9 protein-coding genes, 3 tRNA genes and 3 rRNA genes are annotated in these 16667 nt (G+C 45.4%); 3 read left to right on the top strand and 12 right to left on the bottom strand.

Annotation, left to right across the window (positions count from 1 at the left end):
* Nucleotides 1-88 precede the first annotated feature (88 nt).
* From DUN60_RS01375 to phoB, 3 genes are read right to left on the bottom strand one after another with little or no spacing between them, the layout of a single operon-like run.
* Nucleotides 89-1066 (bottom strand): PstS family phosphate ABC transporter substrate-binding protein, encoded by a 978-nt coding sequence (locus DUN60_RS01375; protein WP_114633004.1) that lies wholly within the window; start codon nt 1064-1066, stop codon nt 89-91.
* Nucleotides 1063-2361 (bottom strand): phosphate regulon sensor histidine kinase PhoR, encoded by a 1299-nt coding sequence (gene phoR, locus DUN60_RS01370; protein WP_017106503.1) that lies wholly within the window; start codon nt 2359-2361, stop codon nt 1063-1065. The genes DUN60_RS01375 and phoR overlap by 4 nt, the downstream gene beginning before the upstream one ends.
* A gap of 33 nt (nt 2362-2394) precedes the next feature.
* Entirely contained in the window at nt 2395-3084 is a 690-nt protein-coding gene (phoB, locus tag DUN60_RS01365) for a phosphate regulon transcriptional regulator PhoB (protein ID WP_004735064.1), read from the bottom strand.
* Between the two features lie 193 nt (nt 3085-3277).
* On the opposite strand from phoB, the gene rdgC reads away from it, so the two are divergent.
* The 3 genes from rdgC (at nt 3278) to DUN60_RS01350 (ending at nt 6103) form a co-directional block, all read left to right on the top strand.
* A complete protein-coding gene (gene rdgC, locus DUN60_RS01360; protein WP_009848262.1) occupies nt 3278-4192 on the top strand; it encodes a recombination-associated protein RdgC in 915 nt (304 codons plus the stop codon).
* 205 nt (nt 4193-4397) lie between these two features.
* Nucleotides 4398-5816, top strand: coding sequence for a prephenate-dependent tRNA uridine(34) hydroxylase TrhP (gene trhP, locus DUN60_RS01355; protein ID WP_114633003.1), 1419 nt, complete (start codon nt 4398-4400; stop codon nt 5814-5816).
* A 32-nt stretch (nt 5817-5848) separates the two neighbouring features.
* On the top strand, nt 5849-6103 hold the full coding sequence (locus DUN60_RS01350) for a YfhL family 4Fe-4S dicluster ferredoxin (RefSeq protein WP_004735061.1): 255 nt from the start codon (nt 5849-5851) through the stop codon (nt 6101-6103).
* Between the two features lie 41 nt (nt 6104-6144).
* Here DUN60_RS01350 and DUN60_RS01345 read toward each other — a convergent pair whose 3' ends face one another.
* The 9 genes from DUN60_RS01345 to clpB all read right to left on the bottom strand — a co-directional run bounded on the left by DUN60_RS01345 (nt 6145) and on the right by clpB (nt 16615).
* The gene (locus DUN60_RS01345) at nt 6145-6453 is read right to left on the bottom strand and encodes a hypothetical protein (protein ID WP_004735060.1); all 309 of its coding nucleotides are present in this window, start codon (nt 6451-6453) and stop codon (nt 6145-6147) included.
* Between the two features lie 274 nt (nt 6454-6727).
* Entirely contained in the window at nt 6728-7567 is an 840-nt protein-coding gene (gene mepA / locus DUN60_RS01340) for a penicillin-insensitive murein endopeptidase (RefSeq protein ID WP_114633002.1), read from the bottom strand.
* A 456-nt stretch (nt 7568-8023) separates the two neighbouring features.
* Nucleotides 8024-8100: transfer RNA gene (locus DUN60_RS01335), tRNA-Trp, on the bottom strand.
* Nucleotides 8101-8134: 34 nt separating this feature from the next.
* Nucleotides 8135-8211: transfer RNA gene (locus DUN60_RS01330), tRNA-Asp, on the bottom strand.
* A 67-nt stretch (nt 8212-8278) separates the two neighbouring features.
* Nucleotides 8279-8394 (bottom strand): 5S ribosomal RNA (gene rrf / locus DUN60_RS01325).
* A gap of 95 nt (nt 8395-8489) precedes the next feature.
* A 23S ribosomal RNA gene (locus DUN60_RS01320) occupies nt 8490-11383 on the bottom strand.
* A 351-nt stretch (nt 11384-11734) separates the two neighbouring features.
* Nucleotides 11735-11810 (bottom strand) — tRNA-Ala (locus tag DUN60_RS01315).
* A gap of 77 nt (nt 11811-11887) precedes the next feature.
* Nucleotides 11888-13442 (bottom strand): 16S ribosomal RNA (locus tag DUN60_RS01310).
* Together the 16S, 23S and 5S rRNA genes with 3 tRNA genes alongside form the textbook arrangement of a ribosomal RNA operon.
* A 599-nt stretch (nt 13443-14041) precedes the next feature.
* Nucleotides 14042-16615, bottom strand: coding sequence for an ATP-dependent chaperone ClpB (gene clpB / locus DUN60_RS01305; RefSeq protein ID WP_054548364.1), 2574 nt, complete (start codon nt 16613-16615; stop codon nt 14042-14044).
* Nucleotides 16616-16667 lie beyond the last annotated feature (52 nt).

The raw sequence follows: 16667 nt of genomic DNA, 5'->3' as shown, positions 1-16667 counted from the left end.
GCGCCGACAAAATAAAAACAGCCTGCGGCTAGCAAGCTGTTTATACGTTAGGTTTCTACGTTAAGTTTCGACGTTCATAGTACCTAAATCAGAGTCCAATTTTTGCCAATTCTTGCTCAGCGAACTCTGACGGTATCGCTAAATAGCCATCTTTCTCTACCAGTTCTTGCCCTTGCTTTGAGAACACAAAAGTGAGGAACTCTCTTTCAACAGGAGAAAGTGGTTTATCTGGGTGCTTATTCACATACACATAAAGAAAGCGAGATAGAGGGTAATCACCGCTCAAGATATTCGTTCGAGTCGGCTCTACATAATCAGAACCATACTCTGCGATAGGAATTAACTTAACACCGGCCACTCGATAACCAATACCTGAGTACCCTATCCCGCTGATTGATGAAGCGACCGACTGTACAACCGACGCAGATCCTGGCTGTTCATTGACTCGGTTTTTGAAGTCGCCACTACATAATGCGTTTTGTTTGAAGTAGCCGTAGGTTCCCGAAACGGAATTACGACCGAACAGTTGGAATCTATGTTTTGCCCATGGCTGGCTGATACCTAAATCTTGCCAATTATTTAGCGGCTTAGTCGCGCCGCAGCGCAATGTCTCTGAAAATATGCTGTCAATTTCGCGAAAATTAAGCCCCTCGATAGGATTATCACGATGTACAAAAAGACCAATCGCGTCGATAGCAACTCGAAGCGCCGTCGGCTTATAGCCATGCTCCCTTTCGAACGCTTCCACTTCTCGTAGGCGCATTGGACGACTCATCGGCCCAAGGTGAGCAGTACCTTCCGTTAATGCAGGAGGTGCAGTGGATGATCCAGAAGCCTGAACTTGAGCATTCACGTTCGGGTAGTAAGACTTAAACTCTTCAACCCATAACGTAGTCATTCCCGCTAAAGTATCCGAACCGACAGACAACAAGCTGCCAGAAATACCCGGTACCTTAGAATAATCAGGAAGAGAATCTACACCTTGCTCGGCATGTACAGGGGTAACCAAAGCTAATGCTAATAATGAACTGATGGGGAAACGCATCCTGCGTATTAAAGAACTCATGACACGGTCAATCGGCTAGGTAGCGTGAAATGGAATCGGCTACCAACACCCACTTCACTTTGAATCTCTAAATGTGAATCATGGTGACTCAACGCATGTTTCACAATCGCTAACCCTAGGCCACTGCCCCCAGTATCGCGTGAGCGTGCTTTATCAACACGATAGAAACGCTCTGTAAGTCGATGCAAGTGTTGGGGTTCGATACCGTCTCCAGTGTCTGACACATCCAAACACGCGCCTTGACTGGTTTGGTACCAACGAACCTTTACGGTCGCACCAGGCGGCGTGTATTTCACTGCATTGTAAACTAGATTCGATATCGCACTTCTTAACTGATCTTCATCAGCTAATACGCGTAAGCTCTTATCAATATCAAATTCCAGCTTGTGTTCTCGCTCTCCACTGAGACTAGCGGCTTCTTTTTCAAGAACTTCCAACATCGCCGGAACGTTAACTACTTCATCCAATTCATGCATTGGCGCCGCTTCTATCTTAGAAAGAGTAAGAAGCTGATTGACCAAACTGTTCATGCGATTCAATTGCTCAGTCATCACACCATGAGCCTTAGGCCACATAGGCCCAACGACCATGTCTGGATCTTCCGTCATTTCAAGATAGCCCTGAAGTACGGTCATTGGAGTGCGTAGCTCGTGAGAAACATTAGCGAAAAAGTTACGACGCATGCCTTCCAGTTGTTTTAGCTGAGTAACATCACGTACTACCATGAGGTGTTCGCCCTCGGTATACGGTACGATACGAAGCTCAAGCATGCGCTCCACATTAAGTGGCGAAGGCATCTCTAACGGCTCTGAGAAATCTTGTTTATTAAGGTACTTGATGAAGTCCGGCGTGCGGATCAAATTAGAGATCGGTTGACCTGAATCGTCTGGCCAGCGAAAACCCAGTAAATACTGAGCAAGCTTATTACACCAAACAATATTGCCTTCACCGCGAAACACCACAACGGCATCGGGAAGGGATTCAGCACCATTTCTGAAACGGCGAATAAGGTTGGTCAATTCTTTGCGCTTACGACGCTGTCTCTGCTGCATACGATAGATACCGTTAAACAGAGACTCCCAGTTTCCTGATCCTGAAGGGGGTGTTAACCGCTTTTCATCCCACAACCAAGCAGACAAACGCATTTGATAGTGTAGATGCCATGCTAACTGTAATACTGTTGCAGCCAGCAATAACCAAGGTAAATAACCGAATATCCATCCGACTATAATCCAAGGTGCGTAAAAAAAAGCCAGCTCCCAAGCTAGCTTTTTCCAGGTTAACTTCTCAACCATTCAGGACTCCATAAACTGGGCAGTGAAGCCACATTAAGCCTTTGTAGAAAAACGGTAGCCTGCGCCGCGAACCGTTTGAATTAATTTGTCATGACCAGCAGATTCAAGTGCTTTGCGTAAACGTCGAATATGAACATCTACCGTACGATCTTCAACGTAAACGTTGGTACCCCAAACGTTGTTCAGTAGTTGCTCTCGACTGTACACACGCTCTTGGTGAGTCATAAAGAAATGCAGCATTTTGAATTCGGTTGGGCCCATATCAACTGGACCTTCACTTGCGGTAACGCGGTGAGATACAGGGTCTAGCTTAAGGCCTTGTACATCAATCACATCTTCTAGTGCAGTAGGCGTTACACGGCGGATAACCGCTTTCAGGCGAGCCACGAGCTCTTTTGGTGAAAATGGCTTGGTGATGTAATCATCAGCGCCCACTTCTAAACCACGCACCTTATCTTCTTCTTCGCCACGAGCCGTCAGCATCACCACAGGGATGTTGCGAGTTAACTCTTCACGCTTCATGTGCTTGATAAAGTTTATCCCGCTACCACCAGGTAGCATCCAATCTAGTAATACTAGATCTGGGAAAGGTTCACATAGCTTGTTTACCGCTGTATCGTAATCTTCAGCCTCTACTGCTTGGTAGCCTTTTTGCTCAAGTACAAAACACAACATCTCACGAATAGGTGCTTCATCTTCAACGACCAGAATCCTTCTCGACATAATTGAATAGCCTTAGTATTTAATCAACGCATTGCATTATCTGGTTTAATTATGACACTTTTGTGACCTTTGAAAACAAATTTTCATATAACTGTCTCAAACATTTCACTTTTAATTTTTATTGCAGGTATAAGACAAATGGATCGAAATCTCCTATGATGAGCGTCTTCAGATAAAGGTATGAGAAATATTTATGTGGTTTAAGAATTGCCTCGTCTATCGCTTTAATCGTGATATAGACTTCAACGCAGATCAGTTAGAGAAACAACTTGAAGAGTTCCGTTTTACCCCTTGTGGCAGCCAAGACAAACAGAAGTTTGGTTGGGTAAATGCGATGGGTAGACACGGCGATATGATGACGCACGTATCAGAAAACCGCATTCTCATCTGTGCAAAGAAAGAAGAGAAAATGCTTCCAGCTTCTGTGATCAAAGATTCATTGAATGCAAAAGTAGAAACGCTTGAAGCGGAGTCTGGTACTCCTCTGAAAAAGAAAGAGAAAGACAGCCTAAAAGAAGACATCATCATCGATCTTCTTCCTCGCGCTTTCAGCCGCAGTAATTTCACTTACGCACTGATCATGCCGAAAGAAGGCTTTATTGTTGTTGATGCTAGCAGCTACAAAAAAGCAGAAGATGTGTTGGCATTACTACGTAAAACAATGGGTAGCTTGCCAGTAGTGCCTGCTATTCCAGAGCAAGCGATTGAAACAACCTTAACTGAATGGGTTAAGTCAGGTGATACGCCTAAAGGTATCACCATGCTCGATGAAGCTGAGCTTAAATCAATCCAAGAAGACGGCGGCATTGTTCGAGTTAAGAAACAAGAACTAGAAGCGGATGAGATTAAAAACCACATTGAAGCCAACAAAGTTGTGACTAAGCTTCTGATCAACTGGCAAGATCGCATTGAGTTCATCCTTGCTGAAGATGGCAGCATCAAGCGCCTGAAATTCAGTGATGAACTAAAAGATGAGAACGACGATATTCCTCGCGAAGATCAAGCTGCGCGTTTTGATGCAGACTTCTCTCTACTTTGTGGTGAGTTCAGTGTTTTCCTTCCAAACCTATTTGAATCATTAGGCGGGTTAACTCAACCTAACGCTTAATTGTTTCGATTTAGAGCTCAGGTGTCGACGATATCTGAGCTTGTTTTCTTCTCCACCCCGCTTATCAACACCTAACAACACTCTTCGCAATACCATTGTTATCTTTAGGGCTATCAACCAAACTCATTTTAGCGTAAAATTTGCGCCCCTTTGATATCACTTGGTGGTATCAACCTGACTTGAGATCAGATTAGAGAACGAAGCAATGACTACACAAAAACCATTTGTACCTGAACTATTATCACCGGCAGGAAGCCTTAAAAACATGCGTTACGCATTCGCCTACGGCGCAGATGCAGTTTACGCTGGCCAGCCACGTTACAGCCTTCGTGTTCGTAACAACGAGTTCAATCACGAAAACCTACAAATCGGTATCGATGAAGCTCATGCTCAAGGCAAAAAGTTATATGTTGTATGTAACATTCAGCCACACAACTCTAAATTAAAAACATTCATTCGCGACCTTAAGCCAGTTGTTGAGATGGGCCCAGACGCTCTTATCATGTCAGATCCAGGTCTTATCATGATGGTACGTGAATCATTCCCTGAAATGCCGATCCACCTTTCAGTTCAAGCAAATGCCGTAAACTGGGCGACCGTTAAGTTCTGGTCAACTCAAGGCGTTGAGCGTGTGATCCTATCTCGTGAGCTATCTCTTGAAGAAATCGAAGAGATTCGCGAACACTGCCCAGAAACAGAGCTAGAGATCTTTGTTCACGGCGCACTATGCATGGCTTACTCAGGTCGTTGCCTACTTTCTGGTTACATGAACAAACGCGATCCAAACCAAGGTACTTGTACTAACGCTTGTCGTTGGGAATACAAAACCGAAGCTGCGAAAGAAGACGAAAACGGTCAGATCGTTGAAGCAAACCCAACAGGTGTTGCGATTCAAGAAGTAGAAACTCAGGGTATTGAAGTTCAAGACGAACGTCCAGATAACACTCTAGGCCTTGGCAAGCCAACTGATGAAGTCGTGTTACTTTCTGAGTCACACAAACCTGAAGAGAAAATGGCAGCGTTTGAAGATGAGCATGGTACTTACATCATGAACTCAAAAGATCTTCGCGCAATCCAACACGTAGAGCGCTTAACTAAGATGGGTGTTCACTCATTGAAGATTGAAGGCCGCACTAAGTCTTTCTACTACTGTGCACGTACAGCACAGGTCTACCGTAAAGCTATCGATGATGCTGTAGTTGGCAAACCATTTGATGAAAGCCTTATGGGTACGCTAGAGAGCCTAGCTCACCGTGGCTACACTGAAGGTTTCTTGCGTCGCCACACTCACGACACATACCAAAACTACGAGTACGGTTACTCAATCTCAGATACTCAACAATTCGTAGGTGAATTCACTGGCAACCGCCGTGGTGACTTAGCGGAAGTCGAAGTGAAGAACAAGTTCCTAGTTGGCGATAGCTTAGAAATGATGACACCAAAAGGTAACATCGTTTTCAAGTTAGAAGTTATGGAGAACCGTAAATCTCAGCCAGTAGATGACGCAAAAGGTAACGGTCACTTTGTATTTATTCCAGTACCGGCTGACCTTGACCTAGAATTTGGTTTGTTAATGCGTAACTTGAGCGCAGGCCAAGATACACGTAACGCTTCAGGTAAATAACTTTACCTAGAAACTCTACTGAGAAGAAAGCAATGGCTCTGTTAATAACTGACAAGTGCATAAACTGCGATATGTGTGACCCAGAATGCCCAAATGGCGCAATCACGATGGGTGACAGTATCTTCGAAATCGATCCTGATTTATGTACTGAGTGTAAAGGTCACTATGAGAAGCCAACATGTCAGTCAGTGTGCCCTATTACAAAGTGCATAATCACTGACCCAAACCATATTGAAACTGACGATGAGCTACTAGAGAAGTTTGTTATCATTCAAGGCTTGACCTAAAAAAGAAAAGGTTCAACTTAACCATAAGTTGAACCTTTTTTTTAACCCGATTTTTCAATGGGATATATGTTGCAGAACATCTCTTTCTCAAATTGGTATTCAAGTTGTTCTCGCCAATTTTTGGTTTGAGATACAGGTACCAAATAAAAACTCTCCCGACTGGTATCAGTGACAAACGCCATTCCATACTGCATCAGTTCATAATGAACATCATTAACAAAACTAGGATCTAACCGTTGTCGACCGGTTAGCTGGTTTATATCTTCTCTAGAAATTGAAATACCAGTCTTCTCACTATTGAATCTATGTCTTAACCATTTAGAGAATTCCCTCGCGCAAATCATAGTCATTGTCTTATCCTTGAATTTTTATAGACGGGTATCAGACTCTGATTTTCATATACTGCACATAAGCCGCATCTTTCACCCAAAAACACGCCATCCCTGACTAAGCATTATCAAATTCATCGTTGTATTTGCTATTGTCGTTATTCGTTTGTTCTGATATCAAACGATGTTCTTAATTACGTGTTTATAAACTCTAGACAAAAGTGTGACATTTCTCCAGTTTCAGAGACGAGAAAGTCAGTGGCATTACCACTGTAATTAACCTCGATAGATGCGATTACTTATTGGATATCAAGGCTAAACACTGACTCGGCATTACTTTAACTTTCTTTTTTTTCTTACTTTTAGCTACTTTTTTAGGTGGAGGAACTGGAATGATCTGCGGAGCCCAACTGGCAAGTTCATCTCCACAACCATCTCCTTTTGGCGGGTTTGCTTGAGCGATGCAGTTAGAACTACCTTTAGGACATTTTAAACGAACATGAAAATGAGAATGATGTCCCCACCAAGGTCTGATTTTTCCTAACCAAGCTCTCTCATTGGCATCAGAGCTTTCTTGGTCACAAAGAGTTTGTTTAATAACAGGATGGACAAAGATACGTACCACTTTTTGATCTTTGGCTGCATAGCGAATAACTTGAAAATGGTCATCGGTCCAATTTGATTTACGCAGTTTGTAATTAGTAAGGTCGACAACGCTTATTGGCTTAGGAACAGCGAGTTCATTTTCGGAAAGTCTCTCATCAGTGAGCCTTAACCATATATCAATATCCAAGCCAGTCTGGTGGCTTGAATGACCAGATGAGAAGCGTCCCCCTCGAGGTAGAGAAATATCACCAACCAGTAAATTGGTATTGAGTTTTTCGCTCGCAGTCACACCTAACCTTTCAATAAACTGAATGGCCTCGGTATGGCCATAGTAGCGTTCTCGCTGAGGGCGAATAATTTGATAGCCCTCCCCATTAATAGGCAAAGCCTGTGCACCGTCTAAACAGCCATTAGCATAACTGCCAATAGATGATGTTGAGTTGATTGTCGGGCTCTTCGCCTTTTCCCAAGGAGTTGCTATGGCTACGAATGAACATAACACAGTAGCCGCAGCGCAAAGTAACCTCATAACGATCCTAAATGATTTGTCTTTAGTATTTATACTAGCTGTCATTTAGGAATTGGGGCGTATAAGTAGTAAGTTTTTCGGGCCATTAAATGAAAATAACAAGCAACACGTCTTATCAACCAACTTTCATCACTGCTATTGGCTAACTGAAGAGACGTAAAGATCTCAAACTCGTCACTGATTTTTGAATTTCGTATAACGGGCAGCCACTGCACTTGACGATTAACAGCGTTAATTAATCGTCTTAAAAATAAAATTGCAGATGCGAGCAGAAAATAAAAAGGCTCCAGTCTTTCGACTGAAGCCTTAATATATCAATGCAACAACATAGGTTGTTTTAAACTGAACTAACGATTAGAGATGTTGAGATAATTTGTAGCAGTAGAGCTTCGTTGTTCATTTATCTATATCGGAAAAAGCAAAAAGGCTCTAGTCTTTCGACTAGAGCCTTAAATATGGCAGGGGTGGAGAGATTCGAACTCCCAACACGCGGATTTGGAATCCGCTGCTCTGCCAATTGGAGCTACACCCCTATTTCAGTTTTAAAGAGCTGAACCTCTGAATAAGTGGCGGAGTGGACGGGACTCGAACCCGCGACCCCCGGCGTGACAGGCCGGTATTCTAACCAACTGAACTACCACTCCGCAGTGGTCAACTCACTAAGTGAGCGTCCATATCTCCAGGTCGGTCAACCTAAAGATTTAATTTAAAGCCTGGCGATGTCCTACTCTCACATGGGGAAACCCCACACTACCATCGGCGCTATTGTGTTTCACTTCTGAGTTCGGCATGGAATCAGGTGGGTCCACAATGCTATGGTCGCCAAGCAAATTTTAAAATTCGGAAAGCTTATCTAAAAGTTATTTCTCTTCAAACGCATTCAAGGTCTGTCTTTGAGTCCACAAAACCCCTTGGGTGTTGTATGGTTAAGCCTCACGGGCAATTAGTACAGGTTAGCTCAATGCCTCGCAGCACTTACACACCCTGCCTATCAACGTCGTAGTCTACGACAACCCTTTAGGACACTTATAGTGCCAGGGAAAACTCATCTCAAGGCTCGCTTCCCGCTTAGATGCTTTCAGCGGTTATCGATTCCGAACTTAGCTACCGGGCAATGCCATTGGCATGACAACCCGAACACCAGAGGTTCGTCCACTCCGGTCCTCTCGTACTAGGAGCAGCCCCTTTCAATTTTCCAACGCCCACGGCAGATAGGGACCGAACTGTCTCACGACGTTCTAAACCCAGCTCGCGTACCACTTTAAATGGCGAACAGCCATACCCTTGGGACCGACTTCAGCCCCAGGATGTGATGAGCCGACATCGAGGTGCCAAACACCGCCGTCGATATGAACTCTTGGGCGGTATCAGCCTGTTATCCCCGGAGTACCTTTTATCCGTTGAGCGATGGCCCTTCCATTCAGAACCACCGGATCACTATGACCTGCTTTCGCACCTGCTCGAATTGTCATTCTCGCAGTCAAGCGGGCTTATGCCATTGCACTAACCACACGATGTCCAACCGTGTTTAGCCCACCTTCGTGCTCCTCCGTTACTCTTTGGGAGGAGACCGCCCCAGTCAAACTACCCACCAGGCACTGTCCGTAATCCCGATTCAGGGACCAACGTTAGAACATCAAAACTACAAGGGTGGTATTTCAAGGACGACTCCACCACATCTAGCGACGCGGTTTCATAGTCTCCCACCTATCCTACACATGTAGGTTCAATGTTCAGTGCCAAGCTGTAGTAAAGGTTCACGGGGTCTTTCCGTCTAGCCGCGGGTACACTGCATCTTCACAGCGATTTCAATTTCACTGAGTCTCGGGTGGAGACAGCGTGGCCATCATTACGCCATTCGTGCAGGTCGGAACTTACCCGACAAGGAATTTCGCTACCTTAGGACCGTTATAGTTACGGCCGCCGTTTACCGGGGCTTCGATCAAGAGCTTCGACCGAAGTCTAACCCCATCAATTAACCTTCCGGCACCGGGCAGGCGTCACACCGTATACGTCATCTTACGATTTTGCACAGTGCTGTGTTTTTAATAAACAGTTGCAGCCACCTGGTATCTGCGACTCTCGTCTGCTCCATCCGCAAGGGACTTCACTGATAAGAGCGTACCTTCTCCCGAAGTTACGGTACCATTTTGCCTAGTTCCTTCACCCGAGTTCTCTCAAGCGCCTTGGTATTCTCTACCCGACCACCTGTGTCGGTTTGGGGTACGATTCCTTACAATCTGAAGCTTAGAGGCTTTTCCTGGAAGCATGGCATCAATGACTTCACTACCGTAGTAGCTCGACATCGTATCTCAGCGTTAATGAAAGTCCGGATTTACCTAAACTTTCCGCCTACATACTTGAACCTGGACAACCGTCGCCAGGCCCACCTAGCCTTCTCCGTCCCCCCATCGCAATTGTAAGAAGTACGGGAATATTAACCCGTTTCCCATCGACTACGCCTTTCGGCCTCGCCTTAGGAGTCGACTTACCCTGCCCCGATTAACGTTGGACAGGAACCCTTGGTCTTCCGGCGAGGGAGTTTTTCACTCCCTTTATCGTTACTCATGTCAGCATTCGCACTTCTGATACCTCCAGCAGCCCTTACAGACCACCTTCAACGGCTTACAGAACGCTCCCCTACCCCACATACCCTAAGGTACGTAGCCGCAGCTTCGGTGTATAGCTTAGCCCCGTTACATCTTCCGCGCAGGCCGACTCGACCAGTGAGCTATTACGCTTTCTTTAAATGATGGCTGCTTCTAAGCCAACATCCTGGCTGTCTGAGCCTTCCCACATCGTTTCCCACTTAGCTATACTTTGGGACCTTAGCTGGCGGTCTGGGTTGTTTCCCTCTCCACGACGGACGTTAGCACCCGCCGTGTGTCTCCCGGATAGTACTTACTGGTATTCGGAGTTTGCAAAGGGTTGGTAAGTCGGGATGACCCCCTAGCCTTAACAGTGCTCTACCCCCAGTAGTATTCGTCCGAGGCGCTACCTAAATAGCTTTCGGGGAGAACCAGCTATCTCCAGGTTTGATTGGCCTTTCACCCCTAGCCACAAGTCATCCGCTAATTTTTCAACATTAGTCGGTTCGGTCCTCCAGTTGATGTTACTCAACCTTCAACCTGCCCATGGCTAGATCACCTGGTTTCGGGTCTAATCCTAGCAACTGTACGCCCAGTTAAGACTCGGTTTCCCTACGGCTCCCCTAAACGGTTAACCTTGCTACTAAAATTAAGTCGCTGACCCATTATACAAAAGGTACGCAGTCACACCACGAAGGTGCTCCTACTGCTTGTACGTACACGGTTTCAGGTTCTATTTCACTCCCCTCACAGGGGTTCTTTTCGCCTTTCCCTCACGGTACTGGTTCACTATCGGTCAGTCAGTAGTATTTAGCCTTGGAGGATGGTCCCCCCATATTCAGACAGGATATCACGTGTCCCGCCCTACTCGTTTTCACTGATTATGATGTGTCGGTTACGGGGCTATCACCCTTTATTGCGAGACTTTCCAGACTCTTCACCTGCATCATTAAAAGCTTAAGGGCTAATCCAATTTCGCTCGCCGCTACTTTCGGAATCTCGGTTGATTTCTCTTCCTCGGGGTACTTAGATGTTTCAGTTCCCCCGGTTTGCCTCCTGTTGCTATGTATTCACAACAGGATACTTGCTTATGCAAGTGGGTTTCCCCATTCAGGAATCCCAGACTCAAAAGGTTATTACTACCTAATCTGGGCTTATCGCAAGTTATTACGCCTTTCATCGCCTCTGACTGCCAAGGCATCCACCGTGTACGCTTAGTCACTTAACCATACAACCCGAAAGGGTTTCTATTTGCTTTCACTTTAAAAAGTGAAGACAAATAAGCGTATGGCAACTAACCAAGGTTTTTGGTTGTCATCAAGAAGGGTTAATTCTTAATGACTGTTTGCCGGACTCAATTGTGAATCAATGTAAACATTGATTCGAATACAAGACACTTGAATGTGTTTGTTGTGTTTATACCGTTCTTATTAACTAAGAGCAGATAAACATTGAGAACTTTTAAATTTGATTGAATTACTCGTAAGTAAATCAATCAGTCAGCTTTCCAAATTGTTAAAGAGCTTGATTCAAACTAATGAACCATTTTTAAATATTTTCAAAGAAAAACACTTAAAGATGGTGGAGCTATGCGGGATCGAACCGCAGACCTCCTCGCTGCCAGCGAGGCGCTCTCCCAGCTGAGCTATAGCCCCATCTGGAAAAGTATTTCTACTCTTAAACTTTCTAAACCTAATCAATCTGTGTGGACACTCATCGTGGTATCTTCGTATAAGGAGGTGATCCAGCCCCAGGTTCCCCTAGGGCTACCTTGTTACGACTTCACCCCAGTCATGAACCACAAAGTGGTGAGCGTCCTCCCCGAAAGGTTAAACTACCCACTTCTTTTGCAGCCCACTCCCATGGTGTGACGGGCGGTGTGTACAAGGCCCGGGAACGTATTCACCGTGACATTCTGATTCACGATTACTAGCGATTCCGACTTCATGGAGTCGAGTTGCAGACTCCAATCCGGACTACGACGCACTTTTTGGGATTCGCTCACTATCGCTAGCTTGCTGCCCTCTGTATGCGCCATTGTAGCACGTGTGTAGCCCTACTCGTAAGGGCCATGATGACTTGACGTCGTCCCCACCTTCCTCCGGTTTATCACCGGCAGTCTCCCTGGAGTTCCCGACATTACTCGCTGGCAAACAAGGATAAGGGTTGCGCTCGTTGCGGGACTTAACCCAACATTTCACAACACGAGCTGACGACAGCCATGCAGCACCTGTCTCAGAGTTCCCGAAGGCACACCTGCGTCTCCGCTGGCTTCTCTGGATGTCAAGAGTAGGTAAGGTTCTTCGCGTTGCATCGAATTAAACCACATGCTCCACCGCTTGTGCGGGCCCCCGTCAATTCATTTGAGTTTTAATCTTGCGACCGTACTCCCCAGGCGGTCTACTTAACGCGTTAGCTCCGAAAGCCACGGCTCAAGGCCACAACCTCCAAGTAGACATCGTTTACGGCGTGGACTACCAGGGTATCTAATCCTGTTTGCTCCCCACGCTTTCGCATCTGAGTGTCAGTGTCTGTCCAGGGGGCCGCCTTCGCCACTGGTATTCCTTCAGATCTCTACGCATTTCACCGCTACACCTGAAATTCTACCCCCCTCTACAGCACTCTAGTTCACCAGTTTCAAATGCAGTTCCGAGGTTGAGCCCCGGGCTTTCACATCTGACTTAATGAACCACCTGCATGCGCTTTACGCCCAGTAATTCCGATTAACGCTCGCACCCTCCGTATTACCGCGGCTGCTGGCACGGAGTTAGCCGGTGCTTCTTCTGTTGCTAACGTCAAGATGCGCAGCTATTAACTACACACCCTTCCTCACAACTGAAAGTACTTTACAACCCGAAGGCCTTCTTCATACACGCGGCATGGCTGCATCAGGCTTTCGCCCATTGTGCAATATTCCCCACTGCTGCCTCCCGTAGGAGTCTGGACCGTGTCTCAGTTCCAGTGTGGCTGATCATCCTCTCAGACCAGCTAGGGATCGTCGCCTTGGTGAGCCATTACCTCACCAACTAGCTAATCCCACCTAGGCATATCCTGACGCGAGAGGCCCGAAGGTCCCCCTCTTTGGCCCGTAGGCATTATGCGGTATTAGCCATCGTTTCCAATGGTTATCCCCCACATCAAGGCAATTTCCTAGGCATTACTCACCCGTCCGCCGCTCGACGCCCATTAACGCACCCGAAGGATTGTTAGTGTCGTTTCCGCTCGACTTGCATGTGTTAGGCCTGCCGCCAGCGTTCAATCTGAGCCATGATCAAACTCTTCAATTTAAGATTTTGTCGGCTCAATGAATACTGACTTCAAAACTACAAAAAGTAATTCTAAAGCTATTATCTTTCCAACAGAAAGATAATGAATTGACTGTGCCAAATACTTTCTTTCTACAAGAGAAAGTAGTTATTCGTATTGGTCACTCAGTTCATTGAAACCAAAGTTGATTCCGAGGAATCTGTTTTACTTCTCTTAATAAAAAGGGAAGATAAAACGTTTTGATATTCATCAACGAGTGCCCACACAGATTGATAGGTTTAAATTGTTAAAGAGCTTTACTTATTTAGCGTTCCTTTTAGTAAGGAGCCTCTCTAAGTGGACGGCCATTCTAGCGAATTGGGTTCCAGTGTCAAACACTTTTTCCAGCTAATTTTTCAAAGCATCTTAAATGCTTAATGTCGTCTCGTTACTTAGTTCAAACCGCTTAGTTATCCCTGGCAACGGAGGCGCATTATAGGGAGAATCCCCCTTTGCACAAGGCCAAAAACGAAAAAAGACCGCAGCAGGCGATCGTTCGGACACTATTCACACAAAGCGTTCAAAATAGGTACGATTACGTCTTAATTTCGACTAATCGTACCTATCGTTCTTACCTTGATTATTGGTGAGCAATAATTCGGTCGTTATTCACTAATAGCTGCACTTTCTTATCCGGATTGATTTTCCCTGCAAGTATCGCTTTCGCTAATGGGTTCTCAACACTCTGCTGAATTGCTCTTTTAAGAGGCCTCGCACCATAGACAGGATCAAAACCGACTTGAGAGATCAACTTCAGTGCTTTGTCCGAAACTTCAAGCTCATAGCCGTTGTCTTCCATTCGTTTCTTCAAATGCTCAAGCTGAATAGCGGCTATTGACTCGATGTGAGCTTGGCCTAATGGATGGAACACGACACTTTCATCAACACGGTTCAAAAACTCAGGGCGGAAATGCTTACCTACCACTTCCATCACTTCATTCTTTATTCCTTGGTAATCGAGCGTATTGAAGTTTTCTTGAATTCTCGAAGAGCCAAGATTAGATGTCATGATCACTACGGTATTTCTGAAATCGACCGTGCGACCTTGTCCATCGGTTAATCGTCCATCATCTAAAACCTGCAATAGAATATTGAAAACATCAGGGTGCGCTTTCTCTACCTCATCAAGCAGAATCACAGAATAAGGTTTTCGACGAACAGCTTCAGTTAAGTAACCACCTTCTTCATACCCAACGTAACCTGGAGGAGCACCAACCAAACGAGCCACTGAGTGTTTCTCCATAAACTCAGACATATCGATACGAACCATGGCATCGTCACTATCAAACATGAAGTTAGCCAATGTTTTACACAGTTCGGTTTTACCTACGCCCGTTGGACCAAGAAATAAGAAAGAACCAATCGGCTTATTTGGATCGGATAAACCAGCACGACTACGACGAATCGCATTCGATACCACTTCTACCGCTTCGGCTTGCCCAATAACCCGCTTATGCAGAACACCTTCCATTTTCAGAAGCTTCTCTTTTTCTGCCTCTAGCATTTTAGAAACCGGAATGCCGGTTTGCTTTGAAAGAACATCGGCAATTTCAGCGTCAGTTACCTTATTACGTAATAAGGTCATTTCTTGCATTTCAGCTTGAGTCGCGAGGTCTAACTGCTTCTCTAACTCTGGGATTCGACCATATTGCAATTCAGACATTCGGTTAAGATCGCCAGCACGCCTTGCAAAGTCCATATCCATACGAGCTTGTTCTAACTCTGATTTGATATGTTGCGTCCCGGAAAGCGCCGCTTTTTCAGCGTTCCAAACTTCTTCAAGCTCTGCAAAATCCCGCTCCTTCTCAGAAAGTTCACTTTGCAGCGTGCGAAGCCTCTTTTCACTGGCTTCATCATTTTCATTAGTGAGAGCTTGCTGTTCGATCTTCAATTGAATGATTTTACGCTCGAGCTTATCTAGCGACTCAGGTTTTGAATCGATCTGCATACGAATGCTCGAAGCCGCTTCATCAATGAGATCAATCGCCTTATCTGGTAACTGACGATCTGAAACGTATCGATGAGATAACGTTGCCGCCGCTACGATAGCTGGGTCAGTAATTTCTACATGATGGTGAAGTTCATAGCGCTCTTTCAAACCACGAAGAATCGCAACTGTGTCTTCAACGGTTGGCTCATCGACTATCACTTTTTGGAATCGACGCTCTAATGCAGGATCTTTCTCTATATACTGACGATGTTCATCGAGTGTCGTTGCGCCTACACAATGCAGCTCACCACGAGCCAATGCTGGTTTCAGCATATTACCGGCGTCCATAGAGCCTTCGCCTTTACCTGCTCCTACCATGGTGTGAATTTCATCGATGAAGAGAATAATGTTGCCCTCTTCTTTCGATAATTCGTTGAGAACCGATTTCAAGCGCTCTTCAAATTCACCACGATATTTAGCACCTGCAATCAAAGAGCCCATGTCTAATGAAAGAACTCGTCGCCCTCTCAAGCCTTCCGGTACTTCATTATTGATAATGCGCTGCGCCAAACCTTCAACGATTGCCGTTTTTCCGACACCAGGTTCACCAATAATAACGGGGTTATTCTTAGTACGGCGTTGAAGTACTTGGATAGTACGACGGATTTCATCGTCTCGACCAATCACAGGATCTAGTTTGCCTTGCTCTGCTCTTTCAGTCAGATCAATGGTGAACTTCTCTAATGCTTGGCGTCTATCTTCCGCATTCGGGTCATCGACTTTTTGACCACCACGAACTTGCTCGATAGCTTGAGATAGTTTTTGCTCAGTAAGGCCTAACTCTTTAAGTAAGTTCCCTAAAGGACCTTTGTCTTCAATTGCAGCGAGTAGGAATACTTCTGAAGATATGTAACTGTCTTGGCGCTTTTGCGCGACCTTGTCACATAGGTTGAACAACGTTCCCATGGCACTCGAAAGCTGAACATCACCACCAATACCACTTACTTTTGGCACTCGGTCTAATATTTCGCTCAATTTAGAACGCAATTGAACAACATCAATGTTCAGCATAGTAAGCAATGGACGAATCGCACTGCCATCTTGATTAAGCAAAGACACCATTAGGTGTACAGGTTCTATATATTGGTGATCACGACCTAATGCGAGCGACTGAGCATCAGATATCGCAATTTGGAATTTACTAGTGAACCGATCGAGACGCATGCCAACCTTCCTACTCTTAGATATGTTTATCTTATGGTTAGAAGATGGATAC

Origin of the sequence: Vibrio splendidus (assembly GCF_003345295.1) — a bacterium.
Classification (GTDB): domain Bacteria; phylum Pseudomonadota; class Gammaproteobacteria; order Enterobacterales; family Vibrionaceae; genus Vibrio; species Vibrio splendidus_K.
This window is presented reverse-complemented; position numbering and strand designations above follow the sequence as displayed.